The sequence below is a fragment of the Orenia marismortui DSM 5156 genome (assembly GCF_000379025.1).
Taxonomy (GTDB): domain Bacteria; phylum Bacillota; class Halanaerobiia; order Halobacteroidales; family Halobacteroidaceae; genus Orenia; species Orenia marismortui.
The window spans coordinates 138,417-163,135 of record NZ_KB900621.1 but is presented as its reverse complement, the minus strand read 5'-3'; the positions used below and the strand labels follow the sequence as shown (position 1 = coordinate 163,135).

The 24,719-nt window shown below is 30.7% G+C and carries 28 protein-coding genes; 5 read left to right on the top strand and 23 right to left on the bottom strand.

From position 1 onward, the window contains the following. Window positions 1-405, top strand: a 405-nt coding sequence (locus tag OREMA_RS0112200; RefSeq protein ID WP_026188996.1) for a transposase, incomplete at its 5' end; no start/stop codon positions are given. Between the two features lie 419 nt (window positions 406-824). Here OREMA_RS0112200 and OREMA_RS0112195 read toward each other — a convergent pair. From OREMA_RS0112195 to OREMA_RS0112115, 17 genes are all read right to left on the bottom strand, one after another. Continuing rightward, on the bottom strand, window positions 825-1,217 hold the full coding sequence (locus OREMA_RS0112195; RefSeq protein WP_018249546.1) for a type II toxin-antitoxin system death-on-curing family toxin: 393 nt from the start codon (window positions 1,215-1,217) through the stop codon (window positions 825-827). After that, window positions 1,214-1,438: an AbrB/MazE/SpoVT family DNA-binding domain-containing protein gene (locus OREMA_RS0112190; RefSeq protein WP_018249545.1), complete on the bottom strand. Its 225-nt coding sequence runs from the start codon at window positions 1,436-1,438 to the stop codon at window positions 1,214-1,216. The genes OREMA_RS0112195 and OREMA_RS0112190 overlap by 4 nt, the downstream gene beginning before the upstream one ends. 113 nt (window positions 1,439-1,551) lie before the next feature. Beyond that, complete coding sequence (locus OREMA_RS0112185; protein WP_018249544.1) at window positions 1,552-2,943, bottom strand: ISLre2 family transposase; 1,392 nt, start codon at window positions 2,941-2,943, stop codon at window positions 1,552-1,554. 324 nt (window positions 2,944-3,267) lie between these two features. After that, complete coding sequence (locus OREMA_RS0112180) at window positions 3,268-3,873, bottom strand: class I SAM-dependent methyltransferase (RefSeq protein ID WP_026188994.1); 606 nt, start codon at window positions 3,871-3,873, stop codon at window positions 3,268-3,270. Then, window positions 3,834-5,054, bottom strand: a complete 1,221-nt coding sequence (locus OREMA_RS0112175) for a putative glycoside hydrolase (RefSeq protein WP_018249542.1) — start codon at window positions 5,052-5,054, stop codon at window positions 3,834-3,836. The genes OREMA_RS0112180 and OREMA_RS0112175 overlap by 40 nt, the downstream gene beginning before the upstream one ends. Before the next feature lie 139 nt (window positions 5,055-5,193). After that, a complete protein-coding gene (lysS, locus tag OREMA_RS0112170; protein ID WP_018249541.1) occupies window positions 5,194-6,666 on the bottom strand; it encodes a lysine--tRNA ligase in 1,473 nt (490 codons plus the stop codon). Window positions 6,667-6,699: 33 nt separating this feature from the next. Then, window positions 6,700-7,176: a transcription elongation factor GreA gene (gene greA / locus OREMA_RS0112165; RefSeq protein ID WP_018249540.1), complete on the bottom strand. Its 477-nt coding sequence runs from the start codon at window positions 7,174-7,176 to the stop codon at window positions 6,700-6,702. A gap of 133 nt (window positions 7,177-7,309) precedes the next feature. Continuing rightward, complete coding sequence (locus OREMA_RS0112160) at window positions 7,310-8,380, bottom strand: SDR family NAD(P)-dependent oxidoreductase (RefSeq protein ID WP_018249539.1); 1,071 nt, start codon at window positions 8,378-8,380, stop codon at window positions 7,310-7,312. 47 nt (window positions 8,381-8,427) lie between these two features. Further along, window positions 8,428-9,345 carry a hypothetical protein gene (locus OREMA_RS0112155; RefSeq protein ID WP_018249538.1) on the bottom strand — a complete coding sequence of 306 codons (918 nt, stop codon included), beginning with the start codon at window positions 9,343-9,345 and terminating at the stop codon, window positions 8,428-8,430. Between the two features lie 106 nt (window positions 9,346-9,451). Continuing rightward, window positions 9,452-10,420, bottom strand: coding sequence for a tRNA dihydrouridine synthase DusB (gene dusB, locus OREMA_RS0112150; RefSeq protein ID WP_018249537.1), 969 nt, complete (start codon window positions 10,418-10,420; stop codon window positions 9,452-9,454). Between the two features lie 209 nt (window positions 10,421-10,629). Then, window positions 10,630-11,394 (bottom strand): type III pantothenate kinase, encoded by a 765-nt coding sequence (locus OREMA_RS0112145; protein ID WP_018249536.1) that lies wholly within the window; start codon window positions 11,392-11,394, stop codon window positions 10,630-10,632. A 158-nt stretch (window positions 11,395-11,552) separates the two neighbouring features. Continuing rightward, a complete protein-coding gene (locus OREMA_RS0112140) occupies window positions 11,553-12,551 on the bottom strand; it encodes a biotin--[acetyl-CoA-carboxylase] ligase (protein WP_018249535.1) in 999 nt (332 codons plus the stop codon). A 234-nt stretch (window positions 12,552-12,785) separates the two neighbouring features. Further along, window positions 12,786-13,349 carry an outer membrane beta-barrel protein gene (locus OREMA_RS0112135; protein WP_018249534.1) on the bottom strand — a complete coding sequence of 188 codons (564 nt, stop codon included), beginning with the start codon at window positions 13,347-13,349 and terminating at the stop codon, window positions 12,786-12,788. A 189-nt stretch (window positions 13,350-13,538) separates the two neighbouring features. After that, the gene (locus OREMA_RS0112130; RefSeq protein WP_018249533.1) at window positions 13,539-14,915 is read right to left on the bottom strand and encodes a PTS fructose transporter subunit IIC; all 1,377 of its coding nucleotides are present in this window, start codon (window positions 14,913-14,915) and stop codon (window positions 13,539-13,541) included. Window positions 14,916-15,064: 149 nt separating this feature from the next. Next, window positions 15,065-15,517 (bottom strand): PTS sugar transporter subunit IIA, encoded by a 453-nt coding sequence (locus tag OREMA_RS0112125; RefSeq protein ID WP_018249532.1) that lies wholly within the window; start codon window positions 15,515-15,517, stop codon window positions 15,065-15,067. 15 nt (window positions 15,518-15,532) lie between these two features. Continuing rightward, window positions 15,533-16,465 carry a 1-phosphofructokinase gene (pfkB, locus tag OREMA_RS0112120; RefSeq protein WP_018249531.1) on the bottom strand — a complete coding sequence of 311 codons (933 nt, stop codon included), beginning with the start codon at window positions 16,463-16,465 and terminating at the stop codon, window positions 15,533-15,535. An 11-nt stretch (window positions 16,466-16,476) separates the two neighbouring features. Then, window positions 16,477-17,232: a DeoR/GlpR family DNA-binding transcription regulator gene (locus OREMA_RS0112115; protein WP_018249530.1), complete on the bottom strand. Its 756-nt coding sequence runs from the start codon at window positions 17,230-17,232 to the stop codon at window positions 16,477-16,479. A gap of 355 nt (window positions 17,233-17,587) precedes the next feature. Between OREMA_RS0112115 and OREMA_RS18695 the strand changes: the two genes are divergently transcribed. From OREMA_RS18695 to OREMA_RS0112100, 3 genes are read left to right on the top strand one after another with little or no spacing between them, the layout of a single operon-like run. Next, window positions 17,588-17,764, top strand: coding sequence for a spore coat associated protein CotJA (locus OREMA_RS18695; protein WP_018249529.1), 177 nt, complete (start codon window positions 17,588-17,590; stop codon window positions 17,762-17,764). A gap of 24 nt (window positions 17,765-17,788) precedes the next feature. Beyond that, window positions 17,789-18,040, top strand: coding sequence for a spore coat protein CotJB (locus tag OREMA_RS0112105; RefSeq protein ID WP_018249528.1), 252 nt, complete (start codon window positions 17,789-17,791; stop codon window positions 18,038-18,040). A gap of 16 nt (window positions 18,041-18,056) precedes the next feature. Continuing rightward, complete coding sequence (locus OREMA_RS0112100) at window positions 18,057-18,635, top strand: manganese catalase family protein (RefSeq protein ID WP_018249527.1); 579 nt, start codon at window positions 18,057-18,059, stop codon at window positions 18,633-18,635. 53 nt (window positions 18,636-18,688) lie between these two features. On the opposite strand, the gene OREMA_RS0112095 is transcribed toward OREMA_RS0112100, so the two are convergent. The 6 genes from OREMA_RS0112095 to OREMA_RS0112070 all read right to left on the bottom strand — a co-directional run bounded on the left by OREMA_RS0112095 (window position 18,689) and on the right by OREMA_RS0112070 (window position 23,189). Further along, window positions 18,689-19,843 (bottom strand): glycosyltransferase family 4 protein, encoded by a 1,155-nt coding sequence (locus OREMA_RS0112095; protein WP_018249526.1) that lies wholly within the window; start codon window positions 19,841-19,843, stop codon window positions 18,689-18,691. 23 nt (window positions 19,844-19,866) lie between these two features. Next, on the bottom strand, window positions 19,867-20,397 hold the full coding sequence (locus OREMA_RS0112090; protein ID WP_018249525.1) for a phosphatase PAP2 family protein: 531 nt from the start codon (window positions 20,395-20,397) through the stop codon (window positions 19,867-19,869). 201 nt (window positions 20,398-20,598) lie between these two features. Beyond that, window positions 20,599-21,123 (bottom strand): phosphatase PAP2 family protein, encoded by a 525-nt coding sequence (locus OREMA_RS0112085; RefSeq protein ID WP_018249524.1) that lies wholly within the window; start codon window positions 21,121-21,123, stop codon window positions 20,599-20,601. Between the two features lie 87 nt (window positions 21,124-21,210). Then, a complete protein-coding gene (locus OREMA_RS0112080) occupies window positions 21,211-21,636 on the bottom strand; it encodes a C40 family peptidase (RefSeq protein ID WP_018249523.1) in 426 nt (141 codons plus the stop codon). A 129-nt stretch (window positions 21,637-21,765) separates the two neighbouring features. Then, window positions 21,766-22,410, bottom strand: a complete 645-nt coding sequence (spoIIR, locus tag OREMA_RS0112075) for a stage II sporulation protein R (protein WP_018249522.1) — start codon at window positions 22,408-22,410, stop codon at window positions 21,766-21,768. Further along, window positions 22,407-23,189, bottom strand: a complete 783-nt coding sequence (locus OREMA_RS0112070) for a SigB/SigF/SigG family RNA polymerase sigma factor (protein ID WP_018249521.1) — start codon at window positions 23,187-23,189, stop codon at window positions 22,407-22,409. Before OREMA_RS0112070 ends, spoIIR begins: the two co-directional genes overlap by 4 nt. A gap of 202 nt (window positions 23,190-23,391) precedes the next feature. Here OREMA_RS0112070 and OREMA_RS0112065 point away from each other — a divergent pair, with 202 nt between their 5' ends. Beyond that, a complete protein-coding gene (locus tag OREMA_RS0112065; protein WP_018249520.1) occupies window positions 23,392-24,477 on the top strand; it encodes a GerAB/ArcD/ProY family transporter in 1,086 nt (361 codons plus the stop codon). The last annotated feature ends 242 nt before the right edge of the window (window positions 24,478-24,719 follow it).

The following is a 24,719-nucleotide window of genomic DNA, read 5'->3' as shown; positions in this document are numbered from 1 at the left end:
TATAATGAGAAGGAAGTTAAATTTTATTATGATGACAATAAGGATGGATCTAATAGAAAGGTAATGACTTTAAAAGTCGAAGAATTTATCCGTAGATTCCTATTGCATGTGCCGATGCCACATTTGAAGGTAGTAAGATATTATGGGATATATGCTGGTTGCAAAAGGGATGAATTGAATAAATGTCGACAGACATTTGGACAAGATGAAGTAAGAGAAATTGAGAAGATAGAGTGGCAAGATTATTGTGAAGAGCATGGGAAAGCAGCAGTATGCCCAGTGTGTGGCAAAAAGTTAGTTAAAGGAAGAGAGTTTAAAGGTGTAGAGTTGAGATTATTATTGCTTTTAATGGGTAAAGAATTAAATTCAGATTTGACATTACGAGACAGAGAGAGGTCTGCGTAGTGTAAAGTATGATTTTTAATAACATGGGTTAGTGAGAAGTGGTTGGAGTAGGCCTAAATTTGCTTAATTGATGATTATGGTATAGTTAATTAGTAAAGTTGGACAAGAAAATAGATGTTAAGGGCAAGAATAAGCTAAATAGAATCCAAGTTATCGCAAGTTTATGGAGGTAAAAATAAATATAAAACTCCATAGAAGGCGCTACGCACTTCATGTAACAAGAGTTTAACGACATCTAATTTTGATCAGAGGTGAAGGTGGCGAGGACTTATGTTAGATATAGATTGATGTGAGGGATAGGTGCGTCTATGAGATGTCGCGAAACTCTGGGACGTTATAAGACATTTTGCTAACTGAGGGTTTTATATTTTCATCAAAAGAGAAAAACCTCTTGGTAAAAACTTAAATTACCAAGAAGTTTAGATAGAAGTAGTATTTTGTTTTAACCAATTTGTTAATTCATCTTTTGAAAGACCTTCAGAAGACAGTTTTATCATTATTGTATAAGTTTCTTTCTCAGATGCAGTTATTTCATAGCCATTATTTTGAAGAAATGTATCCATAGCAACAAGAGCAATTCGCTTATTTCCATCTACAAATGGATGATTTTTGCACAAGTGAAATCCATAGGCTGATGCCATTTTGAATATACTATTATGCAGATATTCACCTTCAAAAGTGCTTTTAGGTTGTTGGATAGCAGAATCAAGAAGTTTTTCATCTCTTACTCCTGTGCTACCACCGTAAATTTGAATTAATTGTTCATGAAAATAGAGTATAGCTTTTTTAGGAATAAAATTTATGCTTTTCATTTAGATAGTTCCTTTAATGTATTCTTAAATTTTTGATTTGTTTTTTCAAAAGATTTAGTCCATTTTTCAAATTCAGGGTCATAAGGGGTTAATGTAAAACCATCATTTTCTTCAATAAGATGAAGTTCTTCCCCTTCTTTCAAATGATATTTTTCCATAAGTTCTTTAGGAATAGTAAAACCATAACTATTTCCAACTTTACGGATTTTTATAGTTTGCATATTAATCACCTCACTAATATTATAACATTTGTATTACATAATATTCAATAAAAATTTAAATGCGATAGTGTCAAGTTTCTGTAGGTAAAAGTTTAAAACTCCTCTTTTGATAATTAAAGCAATGACTTTACTGCTTTAAACAGTCTAGTTCTTACTCCTTTATTTATACTTGGGATATTATTGCTTGGTTCAGCAAATTTCTTTTTCAAATTATTTTTCACTACTTTTGATTCTATTTCCACTATTTTTTCTTCTTTTTGCTCTTTTCTTGCTTTCTCTAGAATAATTTCTTTTAATTCGTATTCTGTTCCTCCATTAAATTTAAAAGACCTTAATCTTGCCATCTGATCTACTCCTACTTCAGACCAACCCATTGGTCTTGAACTTAATCTATCTGATAATATATGACTAACATGACCTTCAGCACTACAACCAATAGCATTTTCATCTTTATAATAGTTTACTATTCCAGCCCAGTTATTATAAATATAGCTTCTACTTTGTCTTATCGCTTTCTTCTTAGATTCCTTTTCAGCTTGAGATATCAATTCACTAAATATCTCTTTTATCTGTACTTTATCTAAATTATTTATTCCTTGCCAAAGATCAAATCTAAGCTTTTGGGCATGTCCTGTAGCCTTTAAAACATACTTATTTAAATGATATCTATCTAGTATCTGCTTACTTTTAGGCAACCACTTTAAACCCTCTTTAATCCAAAGTGCCCCATCTCCTGCAATATAAATCTGCTTTATGCTATCAAAGTCGTAATTATCCTCTATATAGTCCATAATTTCTAGCCACAAGTCTTCCGACTTGTTATACATACCTGAAAAGGAATAACTGTTCTTTAACTTATTTCTACCATTTTCTTTAATAATTCCTTCATGAACATAAACTAATCTTGGTACAGCATTCTTCCCGTTTTGCAAAGAAACATGGTCTTCATCAGCTTCTATATATAAATAATCAATCTTTCTTTTTGCTTTCGGATTACTTAATTTATCGTTTTCTATTTTACCTAATTTTCTTATTTTATTCATAACTGTTTGACCTGTTATAGTTAAATTATTCACTACTTCCTCTCCTACTTTGGCGTAAGATTTATCAATTGATAAATCTACTATCTTTGCTTCTAAGCCAGTATCTATCCTTTGATACTTATCTATACCTAATTTTTTATCTGCTAAATGTTCATACTCTTTATTGAACTTAGATTTATAATACCTTCTCTCAAATTCAACTTCACCAAACTCTGTTATCAATTTTCTCTTCTTTTTTCTTACTATCTTCCAATTCTTTTTACGCTCAGGACTTTCCTTAATTACTTCATCTATTACTTCTATAATATACTTACACAANTCTTTACCTAATTCATCAAAGTCTTTTCTTAGAGTATTTATAAAGTCTGAAATATCTTCTTTATCACTCAATAGAATATTTTTTAAAAATTCTTCTGAATTATCCTTAATTTTTTCTCCAAACTGCTGTATAATTGTATCCATAGGGACTCCTCCTTGATGTGTTTTGATTAGGTACTTAACACTTTATCAAAAGAGGAGTCCTTTTTCTAATTTTTTGATTAAATTTACCTACACTTATTTTACACTAAGTTTGATTTAACAAAAAATTAAATTATTAAACAACAAAATCAAAGACAATAACTATATCAACAGTTTAAATATCTATCAAGGATATTATAAAATTTTAAGCTTTCCTCCAAGAACAGCTAGCAGAATAAGATATTAAGTCAATATGATTTTTTAACAAAAGCTATTAAATATCAGAATAATATCTTATTTCTAATCTTGTCTTGCTCAAAAGAAAGGTTAATCATTACAAACTCCAAGCATTAGATAATATTTTTTACCTTCTATTGCTTTTTCAATAGTCTTGTCACATTGACAATATATTTCCACTTCATTAAAACAACTTAGTAAATTTCTAAATTCTCCTTCTGTATATTGGCGATAATGATAAGGATTAGAACACTCATAATCTCTACCTCTTCCAAAAGGAGTAGAAATTATCAGCTTTCCATTTCTCTTGAGCATCTTTTTTAAATTTTTGATAAATTTATAATCATCCTTAATATGTTCTACAGTTTCCATGCTAATTATACAATCAAACTCACCAAGTTTTTGTACCAAGTCATCATTAACACCATTCCCTACCATGAATTTATTCCATGGGTATTGATAATTAGATTTTGCATAATTTATAGTTTCTTCATCTACATCAACACCAATTATTTCTTTTATTCCTTCACCCATAGCCATTAATATCTCTGTACCATACCCAGAGCCACAAGCAATATCTAATACTCGCCCTTCTATAAATTGACTGGCAAACTTATATCTCGCTATATGCTCTATTAATAATCCATTCTTAGGACTCATTTTTTTCGGAATAACTCGCTCCCCTGTATATTCCACCTCTTATTCATTCCCTTCTCTAAACTTTTTACTGCTGAAATTGTATATTTTGATCTTGGATTCCATAATAACCATCCTGATAGTTGATTATCTTTTACTGCTTTTATCTGTTCTTTAACCTCTTTATTTGTATATCTATGTCTTAGAGAAAAATCTTGTAACCAAGGACGTAACTTATGACCGTCATCCCCTAATTTTTCTTTAGCATCTTCTAGACTTTCAAAGATTATCTCATAGGGATTCTTATCTGGATTATCAACCCCATACATTCCAGAATTATAGTGAGATGGATAAATCATAGGAGATAAGTAATCAACATAATTGATAAGTTTAGTTATATCTTGACCAATTGATAAATCCCCCTTAACGGTTGTAGTTAAGCCAAAAACATCTGCAGAAGTTAAAACATCGTATTCTTTTAAAGCCTTTTTTGCATATTTTAAAAAACCAACAATAGCATCAACTTTTGAATTATTCTTTTTGGATCTAATGATAAATTTACTGTTTAACGCTAAAGTAGGAAATCTAACATAATCAAACTGAATCTCATCTAATCCTAATTCTGCAGCCTTTTTTGCAATATCTAAATTATATTTCCATATGTCTTCCGAAAAAGGATCTACCCAATTATCACTATTAATTATAGTTTGACCATCTTCAGCTAGTACATATTTTAAAGCATAATTCTTATTAGATTTTGCTAAATTTGAATCTTTAAATACAGCTAAACGCCCAATAACATAAATCCCTTTCTTATGAGCTTTATCTATTAATACTTTTAATCCGTTCTCAAATAAGTTTTTCTTTTCGTTCTTACCTTTGGTAAATGTAATTCTTCCTGTTGTTTCTTTCAAATCAACTACAATAGCATTTAAATCACTTTCCCCAATTTCTTCTATTAATTTGTTAACTTTCCCCTCATTAGTTGCTATCCACGCATTGATGTATATACCTTTTACATTTTTAGAATAGCTAACATGAGGAGAAACTAAATTTTGAATATCTAATTTATATATTTTTTTATTTCTATATAAAAAATCAGTATCTAAATCTAATTTATCAAAAGACAAACCTTCAGCAACACTAAAACTATTATCTATATGATCATCTGCGTATATATCATATGAATTAAAAAAACAGATCAGTAATATTATCAAAACTACTGACTTATAACTATTCATTTATAAACACCTCATATTTTTAATATTTACTGTATACCTGATATTATAACATATGCTAGAGGTATTTTTTATATCAATTTATAACAACAAATGAAAAAAGAGGTGGAACTCCACCTCTCCCAACATATAGTTTAGTTGCCTATTTATTTTCCGGTCTCAAATGAGGGAATAATATAACTTCTCTAATTGAAGGTGAATTAGTTAACAACATAATTAATCTATCAATACCAATTCCTAACCCTCCTGCTGGCGGCATACCATATTCAAGAGCTCTAATAAAGTCTTCATCCATCATATGTGCCTCATCATCTCCTGCTTCTCTTTGAGATACCTGATCCTCAAATCTATCTTTTTGATCAATTGGATCATTAAGCTCAGAAAATGCATTAGCAATCTCATTACCCGCTATGAATAATTCAAATCTATCTGTAAAATTGGGATTATCCGGATTTCTTTTAGCCAAAGGAGATACTTCTACAGGATATTGAGTAATAAAGGTAGGTTGAATCAACTTCTCTTCTACAAATTCCTCAAAAAACTCATTAATAATTTCACCAATAGAAGTATTTTCATCATAATGTACATCTTTATCATCAGCTAATATTTTTGCTTCTTCTAGCGTATTAACTTCTGCAAAATCTACATCAGTATATTTTTTAATAGAATCCACCATAGTCATTCTATCCCAATTAGCTAAATTAATTTCTAATCCACCATATTCAACTTCTAGGTGCCCCAGTACATTTTGAGCTACCGTTTTTATTAAATTTTCAGTAATATCAAGCATATCTTCATAATCTGCATATGATTGATATAACTCTAAAGAAGTAAATTCAGGGTTATGCTTAGTAGATAATCCTTCATTTCTCATATTCTTACCTAATTCAAAGACTTTTTCAAAACCACCTACTAACAACCTCTTCAGATAAAGCTCTGGTGCAATTCTCATATATAAATCAATATCTAAAGCATTATGATGAGTAACAAAAGGTCTTGCAGAAGCCCCACCAGCAATCGGATGCATTAATGGAGTTTGAACTTCTAAGAAACCTTTATCCTCTAAGTATCTTCTAATATTATGTAATATTTTACTTCTTAAAATAAACTTTTCTTTAACATCAGGATTTACCACTAAATCTACATATCTTTGTCGATATCTTAATTCCACATCTTTTAGCCCATGCCATTTTTCTGGTAATGGTCGTAGAGATTTGGATAATAATTTAAATCCAGAAACTCTAATACTTATCTCTCCACGTCTAGTTTTAAATACTGTTCCTTCTACACCGATATGATCTCCAATATTCAAACTAGTTAATAAATCGTAATCTTCTTCACCGAGCTTATTTTTTTGACCATAAATCTGAACTTTTCCAGACATGTCCATAATATCAGCAAAAGTAGATTTACCATGATTTCTTAAAGCCATAATTCTTCCTGCAGTTTTAATAACTCTTTCTTCACTTTCTAATTTTTCGAAGTCAGATAGGATATCAGCTATTAAGTCCTCTCGCTCAAAATCATTACTATAAGCTTCAACACCTTTCTCGTTCAATTCATCTAACTTTTTACGACGTTCTAACATCAATTCATTCAAATCATTTTCTACCATAATCTTATATACCCCCAAATTGTATTAAATATACTATTTTTTAATTGATAAAATTTCAAATTTAATTGTTCCAGCTGGTACATTAATTTCAACTACATCTCCAACACTATGTCCCATTAAACCTTTACCAATCGGCGAAGAATTAGAAATCTTTTGATCATCTGGATTAGATTCTGTAGATCCAACTATTGTATATTCTTCTTCTTCATCAAAGTCTAAATCTTTAATTTTTACCCTAGTCCCTATGCTCACTTTAGTAGTATCTATCTCTTCTGTATTTAAAACCTCAGCATTTTTCACCATCTGCTCAAGCTCTTTTATCCTTCCTTCTACAAAAGCTTGTTCATTTTTAGCATCATCATATTCAGAGTTTTCACTGATATCACCAAGGGCTCTTGCTTCTTTTATTCTTTGAGCTACCTCTTTTCGTTTCGGTCCTCTGAGGTATTGTAATTCTTCTTTTAATTTATTTAATCCTTCTTCAGATATAACAACACGCTCTTCTTTCATTCTGAATTACCCCTTTTCTTTATTATGATAATATATTTATTATTTCAAAAATATAAAATAGTGTCAAGACATATTAGCCTAACACTATTTAATCCACTTTAATAATTTATTATAGCTCAATTTGAAAAATTTGTCAAGTGGAGCTTAGTATTCTTCTAACCTTACTAAGTTGCTGTAAAGTTATCTCTCTTTCTAGGCTTCTAAGACTCGATAATTTAAAACCATGTTTTATAGCTAAACTACTTATTTCTAATATTCTTTCCATTTCAAGTTCTGGTCCCAAACTATAGTTTTCAAGCCTTCCTTCTAATGCCAAGATCATTGTTTCTGCCATACATGCATAAGATGTTCCTGGAGGAAAACCAAAATCTAAATTAAACTGTACTTTTCCTGGCACCTCTACTATTCCTCCATCTATGACTAAGATATCCTCTCTTTTACAAGCAACTTCTTCTGCAACATCTCTAGGACGAGCAATATCACAAACAATAGCTCCTGATCTTAATAAAGAAACATCAATTAAACTATTTATTGAACTTGAAACTGTAATAATTATATCAGCCTCTGGTAATAAGCTATTTAAATCAACACTAAATTTTACCTGGGTATTGTATTTACCCCTTATCTCTTGAGCCAACTCTTCTAGCTTCTCTTCTCTCCTAGCAGCTAACATCAAATAATTATTATCTCTAGCTAAAATCCTTGTACAGGCTTTACCTATAGATCCAGTTGCTCCTACAATTAATATATTACTTTTCTTTATATTAATTCCCATTATATCACTAGCTAATTTAGTCCCTTCTAAAGCAGTGGCAACTGTATAGCTGTTCCCTGTAGTTACTGGAATATCTAAATTTTTGGCTACTGTAACTCCTTTGTCCCCTACTACAGAAGTAAATGCACCTAAACCTACAATTTGACATCCTAAATCTATGGCTATATTTCCAGCCGAAATAATCTTTTCCATCACTTCCTCTACTGGAGCTTCTATCATCTGTTTTGATGTAAGTGGACAACATATAAAATATCCTTCGGTTTCAATTCCTAAATCTGACTTAACACCTGTTATCTTAGATGCTTTAAATGGGGGTACTAGTTTAATTACCTTCTTCATTAAATCATCAGAGAAAAATTTAGAAACAGGAAATTTTCTAGCAATATCTTTTATTGTAAGTGGATGAATAATAAAACCAAATTTGTTCATTGCTTTACCTCCTCATAACTTGGAGCAAATTATATCTCTATAACCTCTTAATTATTTGACATATAAAATTGATCAAAATCTTCAATTCGTGGTTCAAACTTAATTTCACGTAATATATTTAAATAATCTGAAATTCTAATTTCTTCTAAAGGCTTATCTAATAATGTAACCAGAACTGCTTCCATTACATTGGTGCCAAAAGACCGACCTCTAAATTCCGGTGTAGTTGTTATTAACTTACTTATCCCTCTATCCTTTAATAAGTTCACATCTGATGAAGTTATTGTATTAGTTATAACAACCTTATTATCTAAATCCTTTGGCAGATATCTCTTTATGTAATGAAAATCACCTGCTATAATATCAGCCCAATCATAGTATTTATTATATTTATTCTTTATATTCTCTTGTTCATTTCCTGTTGGATATAAAAGGTTAAAGGGTAACTTGCTTACCACAGGCATAATAATTTTAGCTACATTATATAAAATCTCTAAAGATTTAAGAGGTACAGGCAGTCCAAGTCCAAAGATTAAGTCACCAATTAACAAATCTGCTCCTATATTATTAAAAGCTTCCGCCATCCCAAACCTATCTAATGCACAAACTATTAAAACTTTTTTATTTTTTAAATCTACTTTGTTATTAATAGACCTAATAGCAGCTCTTTCTAAAGTATTTTTCAAACCACTTCCATCAACTATAGGAGTTTTGTTAATGTTTTTTACTATTTTTTTAGCATCTCTTAATAAATATTTTTTCTTGCCTGCATATAAATATAGATCTATCCCTCCTAGACCAAAAGCATCTACGTTTCCATCTAACTGTTTAAATAATTTAATAGCTTGATCAATATCACCATTTGTACCAATTCGTTCAATGATAAAATGTTCTCCTAGAATATCTATTTCTACCTTATGGTCTCTTGTTGAGGAACCTAAACTAATACTTATAACTCTCTTCATCACTACCACCTCTTGAAAATTTTACTATAAAACTCTCAATTTAATATGTAACAACTATCTAAAATTTATGTATAAAAAAGAAAAAAAGCTGACATCAAAATTGATGTCAGCTTAACTGAGCTCTATATTCTAATAATATATCTTTCATTTTAAATGCATTTTTCGTCTGGTTTAACATATCTTTTATCACTGTACAATTGCGAAGACCTTTAATATACCATGATGTATGCTTTCTCATCTCTCTAACTGCTACATACTCTCCTTTATAATCTACTAGATTATCTAAGTGCTCAATAGCTATATCTATCTTCTCAGATGATTTTGGCAATGGCAATAACTCTCCAGTTTTTAGATAGTGAGCAGTTCTTTTAAATATCCAGGGATTACCTTGAGCTCCCCTTCCAATCATTATACCGTCACAACCCGTCTCATCTATCATTTTTATAGCATCCTCTGGACTAAAAATATCACCATTACCTATTACAGGAATAGAAACAGATCTCTTTACATCAGCTATAATGCTCCAATCTGCTTTACCACTATAAAATTGACTTCTAGTTCTACCATGTACTGCTATAGCTTGAGCACCATTATTCTCTGCAATTTTAGCTATTTCTACAGCATTAATATTATCTTGATCCCAACCTGTTCTAATCTTAATAGTAACAGGTGTATTAACAGCTTCGACCATACTTTTAACTATCTGAGCAAGTAGTCTAGGTTCTTTCATTAAAGCAGAACCATAGCCATTTTTGACAATTTTAGGAGTAGGACATCCTACATTTAAATCTATTATCTCAGGCTGACTGACAGATTCTACTATTTTAGCTGCTTTAGCCATAACTTCTGGATCATTACCAAATATCTGTAAAGAAACCGGCCGTTCCTCTGTATCTATCTCTAGCATCTCTTCTGTTCTTCTATTATTATGAATCAATCCATTTGCACTTACCATCTCTGTACATACTAAGCCACATCCCATCTTCTTAACTATCTTGCGATATGGTAAATCAGTAACACCTGCCATTGGTGCTAAAATTACTGGATTATCTAATTCTAAATCTCCTATCAACAATATCATCACCTCTTTTACATTTAAATACGCTACAAAGATAAAAAGGAAACCTAAAAGTCTCCTTTGATACTTTAATTTATATTAAATAAATTTTAACTATTAGTTAATAAAAAATGATTATCATCACTCTATATCAGCAGCAACACTAACCTTTAGCTGAATCATAAAAATTAAATAGAAATTTTACTCTTAGTTTTGACTAGCAACTACTATCTATTCATCTTCTCAATAAACCTTAATCCCTCTAATGTAAGAAATTCATTATGTATATCTATCTCTTCAGAATATGGACTGATCAACTCAGCTAAACCTCCAGTAGCTATCACTTTAATTTCCTCAGATATCTCTTCTTTCATCCTCTTTACAATTCCATCAACTTGACTAACAAAACCATATAAAATACCAGATTGTAAGGCATTATGAGTATTTTTAGCAATTACCTTGGGAGGAAAATTCAACTCAATTTTAGGTAATTTAGCAGCTTGATTAAATAAAGCTTCTGTTGATATTCCAATACCAGGAGCAATAACCCCACCGACATATTCACCTTGTTTAGATAGTACATCAAAAGTAGTTGCTGTCCCAAAATCAATAATAATGGCTGGCCCACCATATAAGTTATTAGCTGCTACTGTATTTACAATTCTATCTGCCCCTACTTCTTTTGGATTATCCATCTTTATATTAATCCCAGTTTTAACTCCTGGACCTATAATTAAAGCTTCTACTCCAAAGTACTTAATAGCTACCTCATCTAAAGTGTTAATCACTGGTGGAACAACCGATGAAATAATAATTCTATCAATCTCTTCTAATTTAAAACTGTTACTCTCAAAAAGATTTCTGAATAAAATTCCATATTCATCAATAGTCTTACCTCTATCTGTAGAAACTCTCCAATCTATTAGTAATTCATCTTGTTCATATAAACCCAACACAGTATTAGTATTACCTACATCTATAGCTAAAATCATTAACTTCCTCTCCTCATCACATTATTATCTATATAAATGTCCAAAGTGAATTCTATAATATTTTTATATTTTTTACTCGTCACTCGTTACTAGTCACTTGTCACTGTTCTCCAACTTTACTTCATTTTAAACCTCATTCTAAAGTTGGAAAAATTATATTAATTTCCTGAACTAAAATTACTATGACCTAAAGAAACTTCTCCAGAATAAAACTTTCTTATTTCATTGCCCACTTTAACAATTAAAGCACCATCACTAGCTATATCAATAGCTGTTCCTGAAACTTTCTCCTTACTACTCTCTACCTGAACCTGCTTACCAATTGTATAAGAATATTCTTTCCACTCTTCTAATATATCTTCAAAGTCATTTAATTTCTGATAAATCACCTCTATCTCTTCTAATAGAACCTGTACAAATTTAACTCTACTTATCTTCTTGCTTGTCTCATGATAGATAGTAGTTACTTTATTATGTAAAGATTTGTCAAAACTATCTAAAGGAAAATTAAGGTTAATTCCCATCCCAACTACTAGGTAATCAACTCTATCTAACTCAGCACCCATCTCAGTCAAAATTCCACTAACCTTCTTGTCTCCAACTAAAATGTCATTAGGCCATTTTATCTTAGCATCTACATCACTTAGCTTATTTATCGTCTTAACTATAGCTAAAGAAGCAATATAGGTAGCTCTAGTAGCCAAGGTAGGCTTGATATCAGGGCGCAGAATGCAGGATATCCAAATCCCTCCTAAAGGACTACAGAACTCTTTACCTAAACGCCCCTTACCTTTCTTCTGCTCCTCAGAGACAACTATTGTTCCTTCTTTTAGTCCACTTTGAGCTAACTTCTTAGCTGCATCATTGGTCGATTCTATCTCTTTATAATAAATTATCTTTTGACCAATTACATCTGTATTCAGATTACGTTTAATCTCTTCTGGTAATAAATTATCAGCAGGAGTAATTAATCTATAGCCAATCTTTGATGAAGAGTCAATATGATATCCTGCCTCTCGCAAATATTTAATATACTTCCAGATTGTTGTGCGAGAAACTCCTAATTTATTACTTAACTCTTCTCCAGATAAATAATTCCCCTCGGCTTGATACAATAAATCAAGTACCTTTTCTCGTCTTCCTAAATTTTTTCTCATTTGTTTTCACCTCAAAGGCTGATATATATTTAAAGTATGTTGTTGTAAATGTATAAATTAATATAAAGATTATTAATAAAAGACTTTTTATAAATTATATAATAATTTCTTTAAAAACACAATATTTGAACATTGAGAATAGTTAATCTTTAGCAAAACAGGTCTAGGCTTTTATTTTTCTAACCCTAAAATAAAAAAAGAGCCGATATTGGCTCTTTTCATTGTTATCATATATTAAAACCTAACTGTAAATCCAGTAGATAACTCTAACCCATCAAAATCAGCATCTTCAATTTCAAGAACTCTATAAGAAATTTTTCCTACAAAGTCCATGTTAGTACTAAGCGGCATAGCTGTCTCTATACCAAATTTAATTCCTAAATCACTTTCTGAATCAGAATCTAATTCATAAGAATCAACGTCATAAGAATAATATCCTAAAGCACCATTTAAAGATATATTATCTGATAATTTATATGTAAGAGTACCTAAAAGACCAATTAAAGAAACATCTACATTGTAATAATACAAACCATAAAAACCATCATATTCTACTGCTTCAAAATCATAGCTTGTATAGTTAAATTCTGCTCCAAATGCTAATTTATCAGAATTCCATTTTCTAATACCAGTAAAAAATCCTACACTAGAATCTTCACCAACTTTATCTTCGTCGAAAGTATAATAACTAAGCCCTCCATATCCTTCTAACTCATCTTTATAATTAGCCGCACTCACATTAATAGTCATTCCTAAAATTAATGTTACCAAGATAGTTAAAATAAGTTTATTTTTCATTATAAGCCCCCAATAATTATTTTGTTTCTTTTTAGATATTATACCATTTTTATGATAATTGTGTCAATAATTCTTTAAATTATATAAGAAATTATGTATTTAAAAATATTTAAACACTATAATAATCATTTATAATAACAATTAAAAAATGCCCCAAATGGGGCATTTTTATTAAATAATTAATTTATATTATGCTTTAACTTCATCTTTTAAGCTACTGATTAATAAAGCAGTTACCACTGTACCAACTAAGATAGATACAGCATACATCAATACATTGCCTACTGCTCCAGGAATGAATACAGTAAAGATTCCACCATGAGGAGCTCTTAAAGTAGCATTAAATAACATTGATAAAGCACCTGTTACTGCAGAACCTGCCATAATAGATGGTATTACTTTTACTGGATCAGCTGCTGCAAAAGGAATTGCTCCTTCTGTGATAAAAGATATTCCTAATACTGCTGCTGCTTTACCTGCTTCTTTCTGTTGGTTATCAAATTTCTTAGGAGCAATAAATGTAGCTAATGCAAGTCCTAATGGTGGTACCATTCCAGCAGCCATTACTGCAGCCATTGGAGCATAAACTTTTGAAGCTAACAATCCAGTTGCAAAGGTATATGCTGCTTTATTAACTGGACCACCCATATCAAAGGCCATCATTGCACCCAAAATCAAACCTAACAATACTCTATTTGTACCTGACATTCCTTGTAACCAAGCTGTCAATCCATCCATGATATTCTTCATCGGTGTACCTAGTACATAGATCATTAATAAACCTACGATCAAAACAGATAATAGTGGTAAAATCAATACAGGTTTTAAACCTTGAAAATTCTTTGGTAACTTAATAGTGTCATTCAACCACTTAGTAATATAACCTGCTAAGAAACCGGCTACTAAACCACCTAAGAAACCAGCACCGATATTAGCAGCTAACATACCACCAACCATACCAGGAGCAAAACCAGGTCGATCAGCAATAGAGCTAGCAATAAATCCTGCTAATACTGGAATCATCAAAGCAAATGCTGTTCCACCACCAATTTGCATCAATGCTGCAGCCAATGTCCCTTCTTGTTCAAAAGCCTTAATACCAAAGACAAATGATATAGCAATCGCCAATCCCCCAGCAACAACAAAAGGTAACATATTAGATACACCATTCATTAAGTGCTTGTAGAATCCACTTCTTTCTTCTCTTCTTTCAGACTTATGCTTTGCCACATCAGAATATAAATCCTCTTGTGGCTCAAAATCTTTAGCCTTATCTAAAGCTCTGTCAATTAATCCTTTAGGATCTTTAATAGCATCTCCTACAGGAACAGATACAACAGGTTTTCCTTTAAAACGATCAACATCTGCATCGGTATCAGCAGCAACAATAATTGCTTCTGCTTCTTTAATATCTTCTGTAGTTAAAGCATTTTCTACTCCAACAGAACCTCTAGTCTCTACCTTAATATCTATTCCTTTCTCCTTTGCAGCTCCTTCTAAAGCCTCAGCAGCCATATAAGTATGAGCTACACCAGTTGGACAAGCAGTTACAGCTAATATTTTCATTGTATTTCCCCCTTTTAAGATAATAATTTATATTAAGCAGACTCCATATCTAATACCCTCTCCGATGAAGATATTATAATAGGGGGTTCTTATAAAACTTATACATGAAATCTGCCCTATGTCAATTTAATAAATCTCTATCTCAGCTGTTATTCATTCTCTTCAATTACTTTTAACAATTCCTCTTTTGTATCAACAGATAATAAAGCTTCTCTAAAATCAGCATGCATCAATTTCCTTGATAATTTAGCTAATACCTTTAAATGATCATCATTTTTACCTTCAGGTACTGCAATCATAAAGAAGATTTTGGCTGGTTTATCATCAAAACTTCCAAATTCAACACCTTCCTCTGATTTAGCAAATACTAGTGTAGGCTCTTTTACTACACTACTCTTACCATGAGGTATGGCAACTCCATTTCCCACTCCAGTCGTACTTTTTTCTTCCCTCTCCAAAATAGTCTGGTAGAAATCTTCTTTTGAAGTAATTCTTTCAGCTTGGTCTAAAAGATCTACCATTTCTGATAAAACTTCATTCTTAGTATTACTATCTAATTTAAGCTTAATTAAATCTTTACTCATTAAATTACTAATCTTCATTCAATGCTCACTCCTTTATTCTAAAATTTCTATTTCAACCTCTTTAACTAAATTCTTTACCTCTTCTTTACTGCAAATCTGAGTTCCTGCTTTAGTAACAGTACTAGCACTAGCAGCTGTAGCATAAAGCAAGGCCTCTTTTAAATCTACTCCTTCATTTAACTTTAAGGAAAGAGAACCCACCAAAGTATCTCCTGCTCCTATTGTGCTTGCCACTTTGACTTTAGGAGGTCTTATCTTCCAGACTCCCTCTTTACTAATTACAATCGAACCTTCACCACCAAGAGAGATAACTACAATCTTAATCCCTTGTTGATATAATTTTTTCCCTGATTCTACAATCTTATCAATACTATCTAGTCTTTTATTAAATAAAGTCTCTAATTCATCTAAATTAGGCTTAACTAGATATGGTTTAGCCTTTAATCCTTCTATTAGAGGTTTATTAGAGGTGTCCAAAATCACCTTAGCTCCTTTACTTTGAACTTCTTCTATTAGACTAGCATAAGTGTTTTGAGGAAGGCCTTGAGGTAAACTTCCACCCATAATGATTAAGTCATTCTGATCTATACTATCTAATAAATCTTTTTCCAATTTACATAATTCAATATTAGTGATCTGTGGGCCAGGTTCATTCACTTCAGTTTCTTGCTTATTATTTATATCTATTATTTTTAAATTAGTACGAGTATCATCCTTTACCAGAGTAAAATTATGATAAATACTTAATTTGCTTAAACTTTCTTTGATGAAACCTCCACTGCTACCTCCTATAAAGCCAAATGCTTTAGTTTCTCCACCTAGCTCAGATATTACCTTTGAAACATTAATTCCTTTACCTCCAGCATCTTTTCTAACTGCTTTAATTCTATTTAAAGTACCTAATGTAAATTTTGATATTTTAACTGTCTTATCTACAGCAGGATTAAGAGTTAAAGTTATAATCATATTTTCACCTCCTAAGCTAGGATAATTTCTACATTATCTTTAAATTTCTTTAAGGTTTCTCTATTTAAATCTCTATCAGTTATAATTGTATCTATATCTTTAATTTCTGCTATTTTAACAAAAGCAGTCTCTCCAAATTTACTATGATCTGCTAGTATAATTACTTCTTTGGCTCGTTCCAGCATCGCCTTTTTAGTATTAGCTTCTACTAAATCTGGAGTTGTTAGGCCATCACTTAATGTTATTCCATTAGCACCTAAAAAAACTTTATCTGGATTAAGATTTCTTAAGTTTAACTCTGCAATTGGTCCAACCATGGCTAAAGTTTTTTTCTTTAAGATTCCTCCAGTTAAAATTATCTGATGTTTACTTGTAGATAATTCTAAAGCTATATTAGTAGCATTAGTTACAATTGTTAGATCTGAAAGTTCTTCTAATAATCTAGCCAATTCAGTAGTAGTAGTTCCTGCATCTAAGATAATTGTATCTCCATCTTCAATCAATTCTAATGCTTGCTTAGCAATCTTCTTCTTAGCATTAGGATGTTCTTTTTCTTTCTCAATAAAAGATGGTTCAAATTTTCTACCTTCTGCCACTACAGCACCACCATGAGTTCTATTAATCAATCCTGAATCTTCTAACTGCTGTAAGTCTCTTCTTATAGTAGAAGAAGACACATTAAAGATATCACAGAGTTCATTGACTGCAACAGCTTTTCCATCTTTAATCAATTCAAAGATCTTATCTCTACGCTCTTCAGCAAACATTTAATCACCTTTAGATTTATTTTTAGTTTAGCATCTATGACTATTTACTTTTTTTATCACTTTATTTTATGATTGTTTTTGATTGTTTGTTCTTATTTATGATTATATTATAAGTATTCAGAAAAGTCAAGCAGTTATTTATAAATAACTTCATAAACTTTATAAGTAGCTTCTCAGACTTGTGTGCGAAAAGAGAATTATATAAGTCTACTCTCTTATAATACCCATGTTTCAATCACCAAATTCAATCATAAACAGTCAAATCTAAAATTTCAACTTCAGTCTATGAATTAAGTTTAACAATTTTCTATTAATGGGAATAAGATATATTAGATTAATTTGTGGAGGTGATTTAATGGCTAATAGAAGGCCCAATATAGAAAGAGAGCACAAACCTAGCTGCGATTGCCAACTAGCAGAAGCTTGTATTCCCTTTCAAAACTATGGTTCACGCTATAGTCCAATGGAGGCATTAAGCATAGGAACTATCTTTATCGATTTGTATCGACCATATAAACGAAAAAGAATCTAGTCACAGATATAAGGAGGTGAAAAGATGACTAGAGAACAATTGGAAATGCTTAAAGAACTTATGGCTCTCGACTTTTATTTAGTAGAACTTAGTTTATTTCTTAATACCCACCCTAATAATCGACAAGCTTTAGAAGACCATAATATGATTGTCAGAGAATATAAAGAATTGAAAATGGATTATGTCAGAAGATATGGTCCTTTATGTACTAATTGTGTTAGTAAATACCCATGGCAATATATCGAAACTGAATGGCCATGGCAGATTAATTATTAAAAAAGGAGGAAGTAAAGTGTGGAATTATGAAAAGATATTACAATATCCTGTTAAAGTTAGTAAGAATGATTTAGAAATGGCAAAATACCTTTATGCGCAATATGGTGGACCTGATAGTGAATTATCAGCAGGCATTAGATATTTAACTCAAAGATACTTTATACCTACAGGCGAAGCCAAAGCTACTTTAACTGAGATTGGAACTGAAGAATTGGCTCATTGGGAAATTTTAGGGACATTAATTTATAAATTAACTGAAGGAGTTCCAATTCAAGCCCTAAGAGAAGCGGGCTTAGGAGCTCATTATGCTCAACATGGTAAAAACTTATATCCTCATGATGCAGCAGGAGTTCCATGGACAGCATCATATATTCAATCTCACGAAGATCCTATTGCTACTTTACATGAGAATTTGGCTGCTGAACAGAAAGCAAGAGCTACCTATGAAAACTTAATTAATCTTAGTAATGATGCAGGAGTTATTGATACCTTAAGCTTCTTAAGACAAAGAGAAGTAGTTCATTTTCAAAGATTTGGAGAGACCTTAGATATTGTGAGAGATTATTTAGAAAATGACAATAATTATAGAGGATAACTTTTATAATATATACTAAAAGGTGATGTTTAAACATCACCTTTTAGTATATATTATGCAGATATAAAGACTTCTCTACTACCATAATTAATTACCTCTTGATAATTATTAATTAATCTTTCAAAAACTTTATCCCATGATTTATTTATAGCATAGTTATATGCATTATCAGCTAACTCTTCTCTCAACTTCTTATTTATAATCACTTTCTCCAAATTTATAGCAAAACTTTCTGGAGTAACTTCGACACATGCCAATCCATTATATCCATCTTCTAAGTTCTCTCTTACTCCACCTTCCAAGAAAGAAACAACTGCTAATCCTGAGGCCATTGCCTCCAAAATAACATTCCCATAGGTTTCTGTTATAGAAGGAAATGCAAAAATATCTGCAGAAGCATATATTTTACTCAAATTATGTCCCTTTAAGTATCCTGTAAAAATAACATTAGAAGGAGCTTCTGATTTTAATTTATCTAATAAAGGGCCATCTCCTGTGATTAATAATCTGACTTGATCTTTATATTTCTGATTAATGATCTTCATACTCTCCATTAACAAATTTAAATTCTTCTCTGGTGCTAACCGACCTACATATAATAGCGTTATCCTATCTCCTAATTCATAACTTTCCCGTAAATCTTCATCTCTATATTGAGGAGAATATAATTTAGAGTTAATACCTCTATCCCAAATTTCTAGATTTTTAATTCCATTATCACTTAGTTCTTCTAAGCTAGACTGGGAAGGACACAAATTGATTGTAGAATGGCTATGAAACCATCTAAAGAAAGTCCAAATAGGTTTTTCTAAAAAGTGCAGGTTATAATAATCTAAATAATGAGTGAAATTAGTGTGATAAGAAGAGATTAGAGGTATATCATAGCTAGTAGCATATTTCAATCCACAAAGTCCAAGATTAAAAGGTGTTACTATATGAATTAGATCTGGTTGATACTCATTCAATTTATTTTTAATCTTAAAGTAATTGGGTACTGATAATCTACACTCTGGATACAAGAAGAATCGAAAACTAAGCATCCTTTGTATATTCTTTTCAAAATTCAGACTATCAGCTTCTGGGTCATCAGGAGCAAAGATCAAATAATCTATTCCCTCTTTCTCTAAATACTCCTTAAGTTTAGCTAAGGTCTTTGTGACACCATTAACCTGAGGCAAAAAGGTATCAGTAAATATAGCAATTCTCATAATTACCTCCTCTAAAAATTTATTTAACTTATAGAGTTAAAGTGAATGGCCAGAGAAAAAACAATACTAATAAGAATCCCAATAATTACATCTGAGGGATAATGAACACCTAAATATATCCTTGATAACCCAACTAAAAAAGATAAAGATAGAAATAAAAACGAAAGTGAAGGAAAAAAGAAGCTTAATGTAATCGCTAATGAAAAGCTTGCTGTTGTATGGCCTGAAGGAAAAGAGTATTCTTCAAAAGGAATCTTAACTAAATCAATATCCTCTAAAACTCTATATGGTCTTGAACGGTTAACAATTCTTTTAATTATATGAACAAATAAATTACTACTTAGTAGTACTAATAACATTTCAAAAGCAACTTGATCCAATTTTTGATCTCCAAAAATAATTAATAATACTGGTAATGTGATAGTAAAAACTGCTCCACCTAAATGAGTTATATAAGACATAAAACAATTTGAAAATTTACACCTTGCTTTAGTATAGATGAAATTAAATAATTCTATATCTTTAAGCAACAAACGATTAGTTAAGCAGTTCATTGTACTTACCCCCTTAATTACTAGTTTAAATATATTATATACATAAAGTATTAAATCATTGTTAAGGAAAAATTAATTAATTGTAAAATTTCGTAAATCATTCAAAAGAAACTCTAGATAATTATTACATTTAAATCTATAATTACAAAAAAATAAAACTACCCTTTAAATTTAAAGGGTAGTTTTATTTAAGTTTATAAATTAAAATAATCCATGTGCCCAATTAGAAAAATAGATTCCTATTAAAGCACCTGTTATTATATCAGAAGGATAGTGTACACCTACATAAGCTCTTGAAACTGCAACTAATCCAGCTATAGTTTGACTAACAGGATAAAAGCTTGGAAAATTAAATCCTAATACCATAGCTACAGAGAAAATTGCTGTTGTATGACCAGATGGGAAAGATCTTACATCAAAAGGTGGGGTAGTCAAATTCACTTTCTCTAATGCTTCATAAGGTCGCGAACGATTGAAGGTATATTTAGCAAGTTGAACAAATATACCACTGCTAACTAAAGCAATCATCGCTTCCCAACCAACTTGACGAAACTGAGCCCCTCCAAAGAAAACTAATAAGAAAGTAACAGTAAATGTAAATATAGCTCCACCCAAATGGGTTATTCTAGGCATAATTAAATCTAGAAGTCTACATTTAATCTTACGATTAATAAGATAGAACAGCTGAATATCTCTATTTATAATAGCTTTTATTATTCTGTTCATATGTTTCGACTCCTTTTTCTTATAGTATTAATATTATAATATAATTTCTATTAGGACTCAATGATTTTATTATTTTCTTTATTAATATTAGATTAGCCTCCTAGCTCCTGCATATTTCTTCCTCCAAAAACGGTTAAAACGGCTAACCTCTACATCCCTTTTTTGTAAAATATGAATAAACTCATGATCATTAATCATAATTCCAGAATGAGTTACTATGCCATCTAATAATTCAAAATAAACCAAATCTAATACTTGTAAATCTTCTGATCCAATAGGTTTTCCTATCTTTAACAATCCATTCAAATAGCGATCTGGATCTTCCTTATACCACTCTTCAGAGACATATGCCCCATCATTAGATGGAAGTTTGATTCCAAATTCTTTATATATAGCTATAGTTAGACCTAAACAATCCAAACCAGTTAATGATCTACCATTATGCTTGTAAGGGATATTACGATACTTTTTTACTATTTCCCTCATCTTCTTTTCTATTCTCTCCTTCTTCACAAACCCACCTCCTTTGTCATATTGGCAGAACTGATTAAATAATATAACTAAATCATTCTATTAAAAAAATTATAACGCGGTTTATTACATTCTATGTAATAAATGACAATTGGTGAGAGTTTATATCTTTTATTTACTAGAAGAGAATATCTCAGCTAATTTCAAATTCTTCTTAATTAAATCAGGATGTTTTTTAATATACTCTACAAATTTAAATTTAAACTGAATATCTATCTTTTCATCATCTATTTGATTTGCTTTTGCCTTCAAAATCTCTGGTGAAGATTCTTCAACTGAATCTACAAAGCATAGTGGGGGGAATAGTACACACCACCAATTAGCACCTTCTCCTTCTCCTATAACTACATTTACAGCTTGATAATCTCCTGATGGCAAGGTAATATTACCATAAGTTCTTGTAGGAAATTTCCTCATTCCTACATTAATATCTACTTTATAATTAAATCCTTTATCTTTAACTACCTGTTCTGCAACTTCTCTCAAATGATTCTTTTGCTCTCTAACAATATTACTAGCTTCAGTTATATTTTCTATATCTGCAAATAGTGTTTTACTAGATTCGATAATCTTATCTCTAATCTTTCTTTTTAAAGATTGATCTATTAAAGAGTTACTATTAGCTATCACATGTAACCTCAATAAATTAGACGGATTATAGTCTCTATCTTCTAATACAAAAGCTGTTCTACTACCTAATAAAAATAATAGAATTAGTGTTATAGTTATTGATGTAATAAAATATATTCTTCTCATTTTGCTTCCTCCTTTAGTTCAATAGCACTCTTTAACTTCTCTAAAGCCTTCTTTTGAATTCTAGATATTTGGGCTTGTGAGACTCCTACTCTATTAGCTATCTCCTCTTGAGTTTCCCCTTCATAAAACCTCAAATTAATTATTAACCTTTCCCTAGCTGATAAAACCTCAAAACCTCTTCTCATATTTATCTCTTCAATCCAACCTATTCCACCTTTATCACTTATTTGATCCATTATCCTTAATGGTTCACCTTCATCTTCAAATATAGGGGTAAAAATAGAGATAGGACTCTTGGTCGCTTCTAAAGCATAGATTATATCTGATCTAGGAATATCTAATTTCTGGGAGATTTCTTCTAAACTAGGTTCCTTCCCTCTCTTCTTAAGTAGTTCATCTCTTAATTTCAAAGTGCGATAAGCTATCTTTCTTAGTGATCTACTTACTCTAATTTCCCGGTTATCACGAATATAACGTCTAACTTCTCCTAAAATCATAGGTACCGCATAAGTAGAAAATCTAACCCCCTTATCTACTTTAAAATTATCTACTGCTTTAACCAAGCCTATACAACCAACCTGAAATAAGTCATCTAATGGGTGACTATTATTTCTAAACTTTTGTAAGACACTTAATACTAACTTTAGATTTCCATTTACTATCTGATTTCTAGCCTCTATCTCTCCATTATTCATTCTATTAAATAAATCTAACATCTCTTTATTTGATAAAACAGGTAGTTGTGCAGTATTAACTCCAGTCAATTTTACCTTTTCCATCTTAACCACTCCTAATTTATTCCAATTTTTACTATTACTATCATTGACACTAATAACCAGAGTTATACATATAAATTTTAATTTTTTCAACTTATAGTTATATAAATTAAAAACAAACTTTCAAGCCTACTATTAATAGGTATAAAATTCTTATAGATACAAAAAATAAATTATACTAATTATATATCTGCGGAGTGATTATATGAAAAAAATCTCCAACTTGCAGCTTTTTCTGATAGTGATTAACTTTATGCTTGGTAGTGCCATCTTATTTCCTCTTGGTATTAAAGCAAAACAGGACTCTTATCTAGTTATGTTAATTGCTATACCAATAGGTATTCTCTTAGCAATTATTTATATCAAGATAGCTTCTATAGACCCAAATAAAAACTTAATTGAAATAAGCAAAAAGATATTCGGTAAATATTTAGGATGGTTAATTGGGTTAATCTATTCTAGCTTCTTCTTTTACATAGCAATTAGAAATATTAGAGATTTTGCAGGACAGCTGAGCCACTTTCTAGTACCTCAAGCCAATTTAAAATCAATTACTTTTTTAACTATTATACTAGTAATCTATTGTGTTTATCATAATATTGAGACTATAGCAAGGGTAACCACCTTTACTATTGTATTAGGTTTCTTACTACTAACACCTAGTACCCTTTACTTGTTATTCTTTAGTGCCGATTTCACAAATTTACAGCCAATTTTGGCTAAAGGACTCACTCCAGTATGGAAGGAAATATATCCAGGAATATTAGCCTTCCCACTGGCTGAACTGGTGGTCTTTATTATGGTATTCTCTAGAGTCAACGATCATAATAAAAGTAAGCAATACTTTATTATGGCTATTATTTTTTCTTTTCTAATATTAACTATAAATACTATTACTATAATCTCAGTCTTAGGTGTAAAATTATCAGAACAAGTAAGCTACCCTTTAATTAGAAGTGGTCAGGTAGTTAATGGAACCTTACTAAAGCTTGATTTCTCTATCTCTTTAAGCACTACCTTAATCCTATTTAAAAAAATAAAACTATTAACCTATGGAGCAGTAAAGGGCTTTTCTAATCTTTTTAACATTTCATACAAAAAAATAGCTATCATACTACCTATAATAGGAGGATACCTATCAATCATTATCGCTCCTGGTCGAATACAACATCTTGAGTTTGGCTTAGGTCCTTCACTATGGATTAATATAGCTGTAGGAATTTATCTACCCATAGTCAGTTTAGTAGTATATTATCTGAAAAAGTTTTTTATGAGGAAGAGAGGTAAATGATATTTAATAAGTATAAAGAGACAGTAACGAGTGACTAGTAACAGGTGACAAGTTAATCTATTTACTATTTACTATTTACTATTTACTATTTACTATTTACTATTTACTATTTACTATTTACTATTTACTATTTACTGGTTACTCGTCACTAGTTACTAAAGTATCGCAATCTCTATCTATTCTCTTACTATATAAAATCTAACTCAAAACATAAAAAAGAGTTGAGGAAGATTCCTCAACTC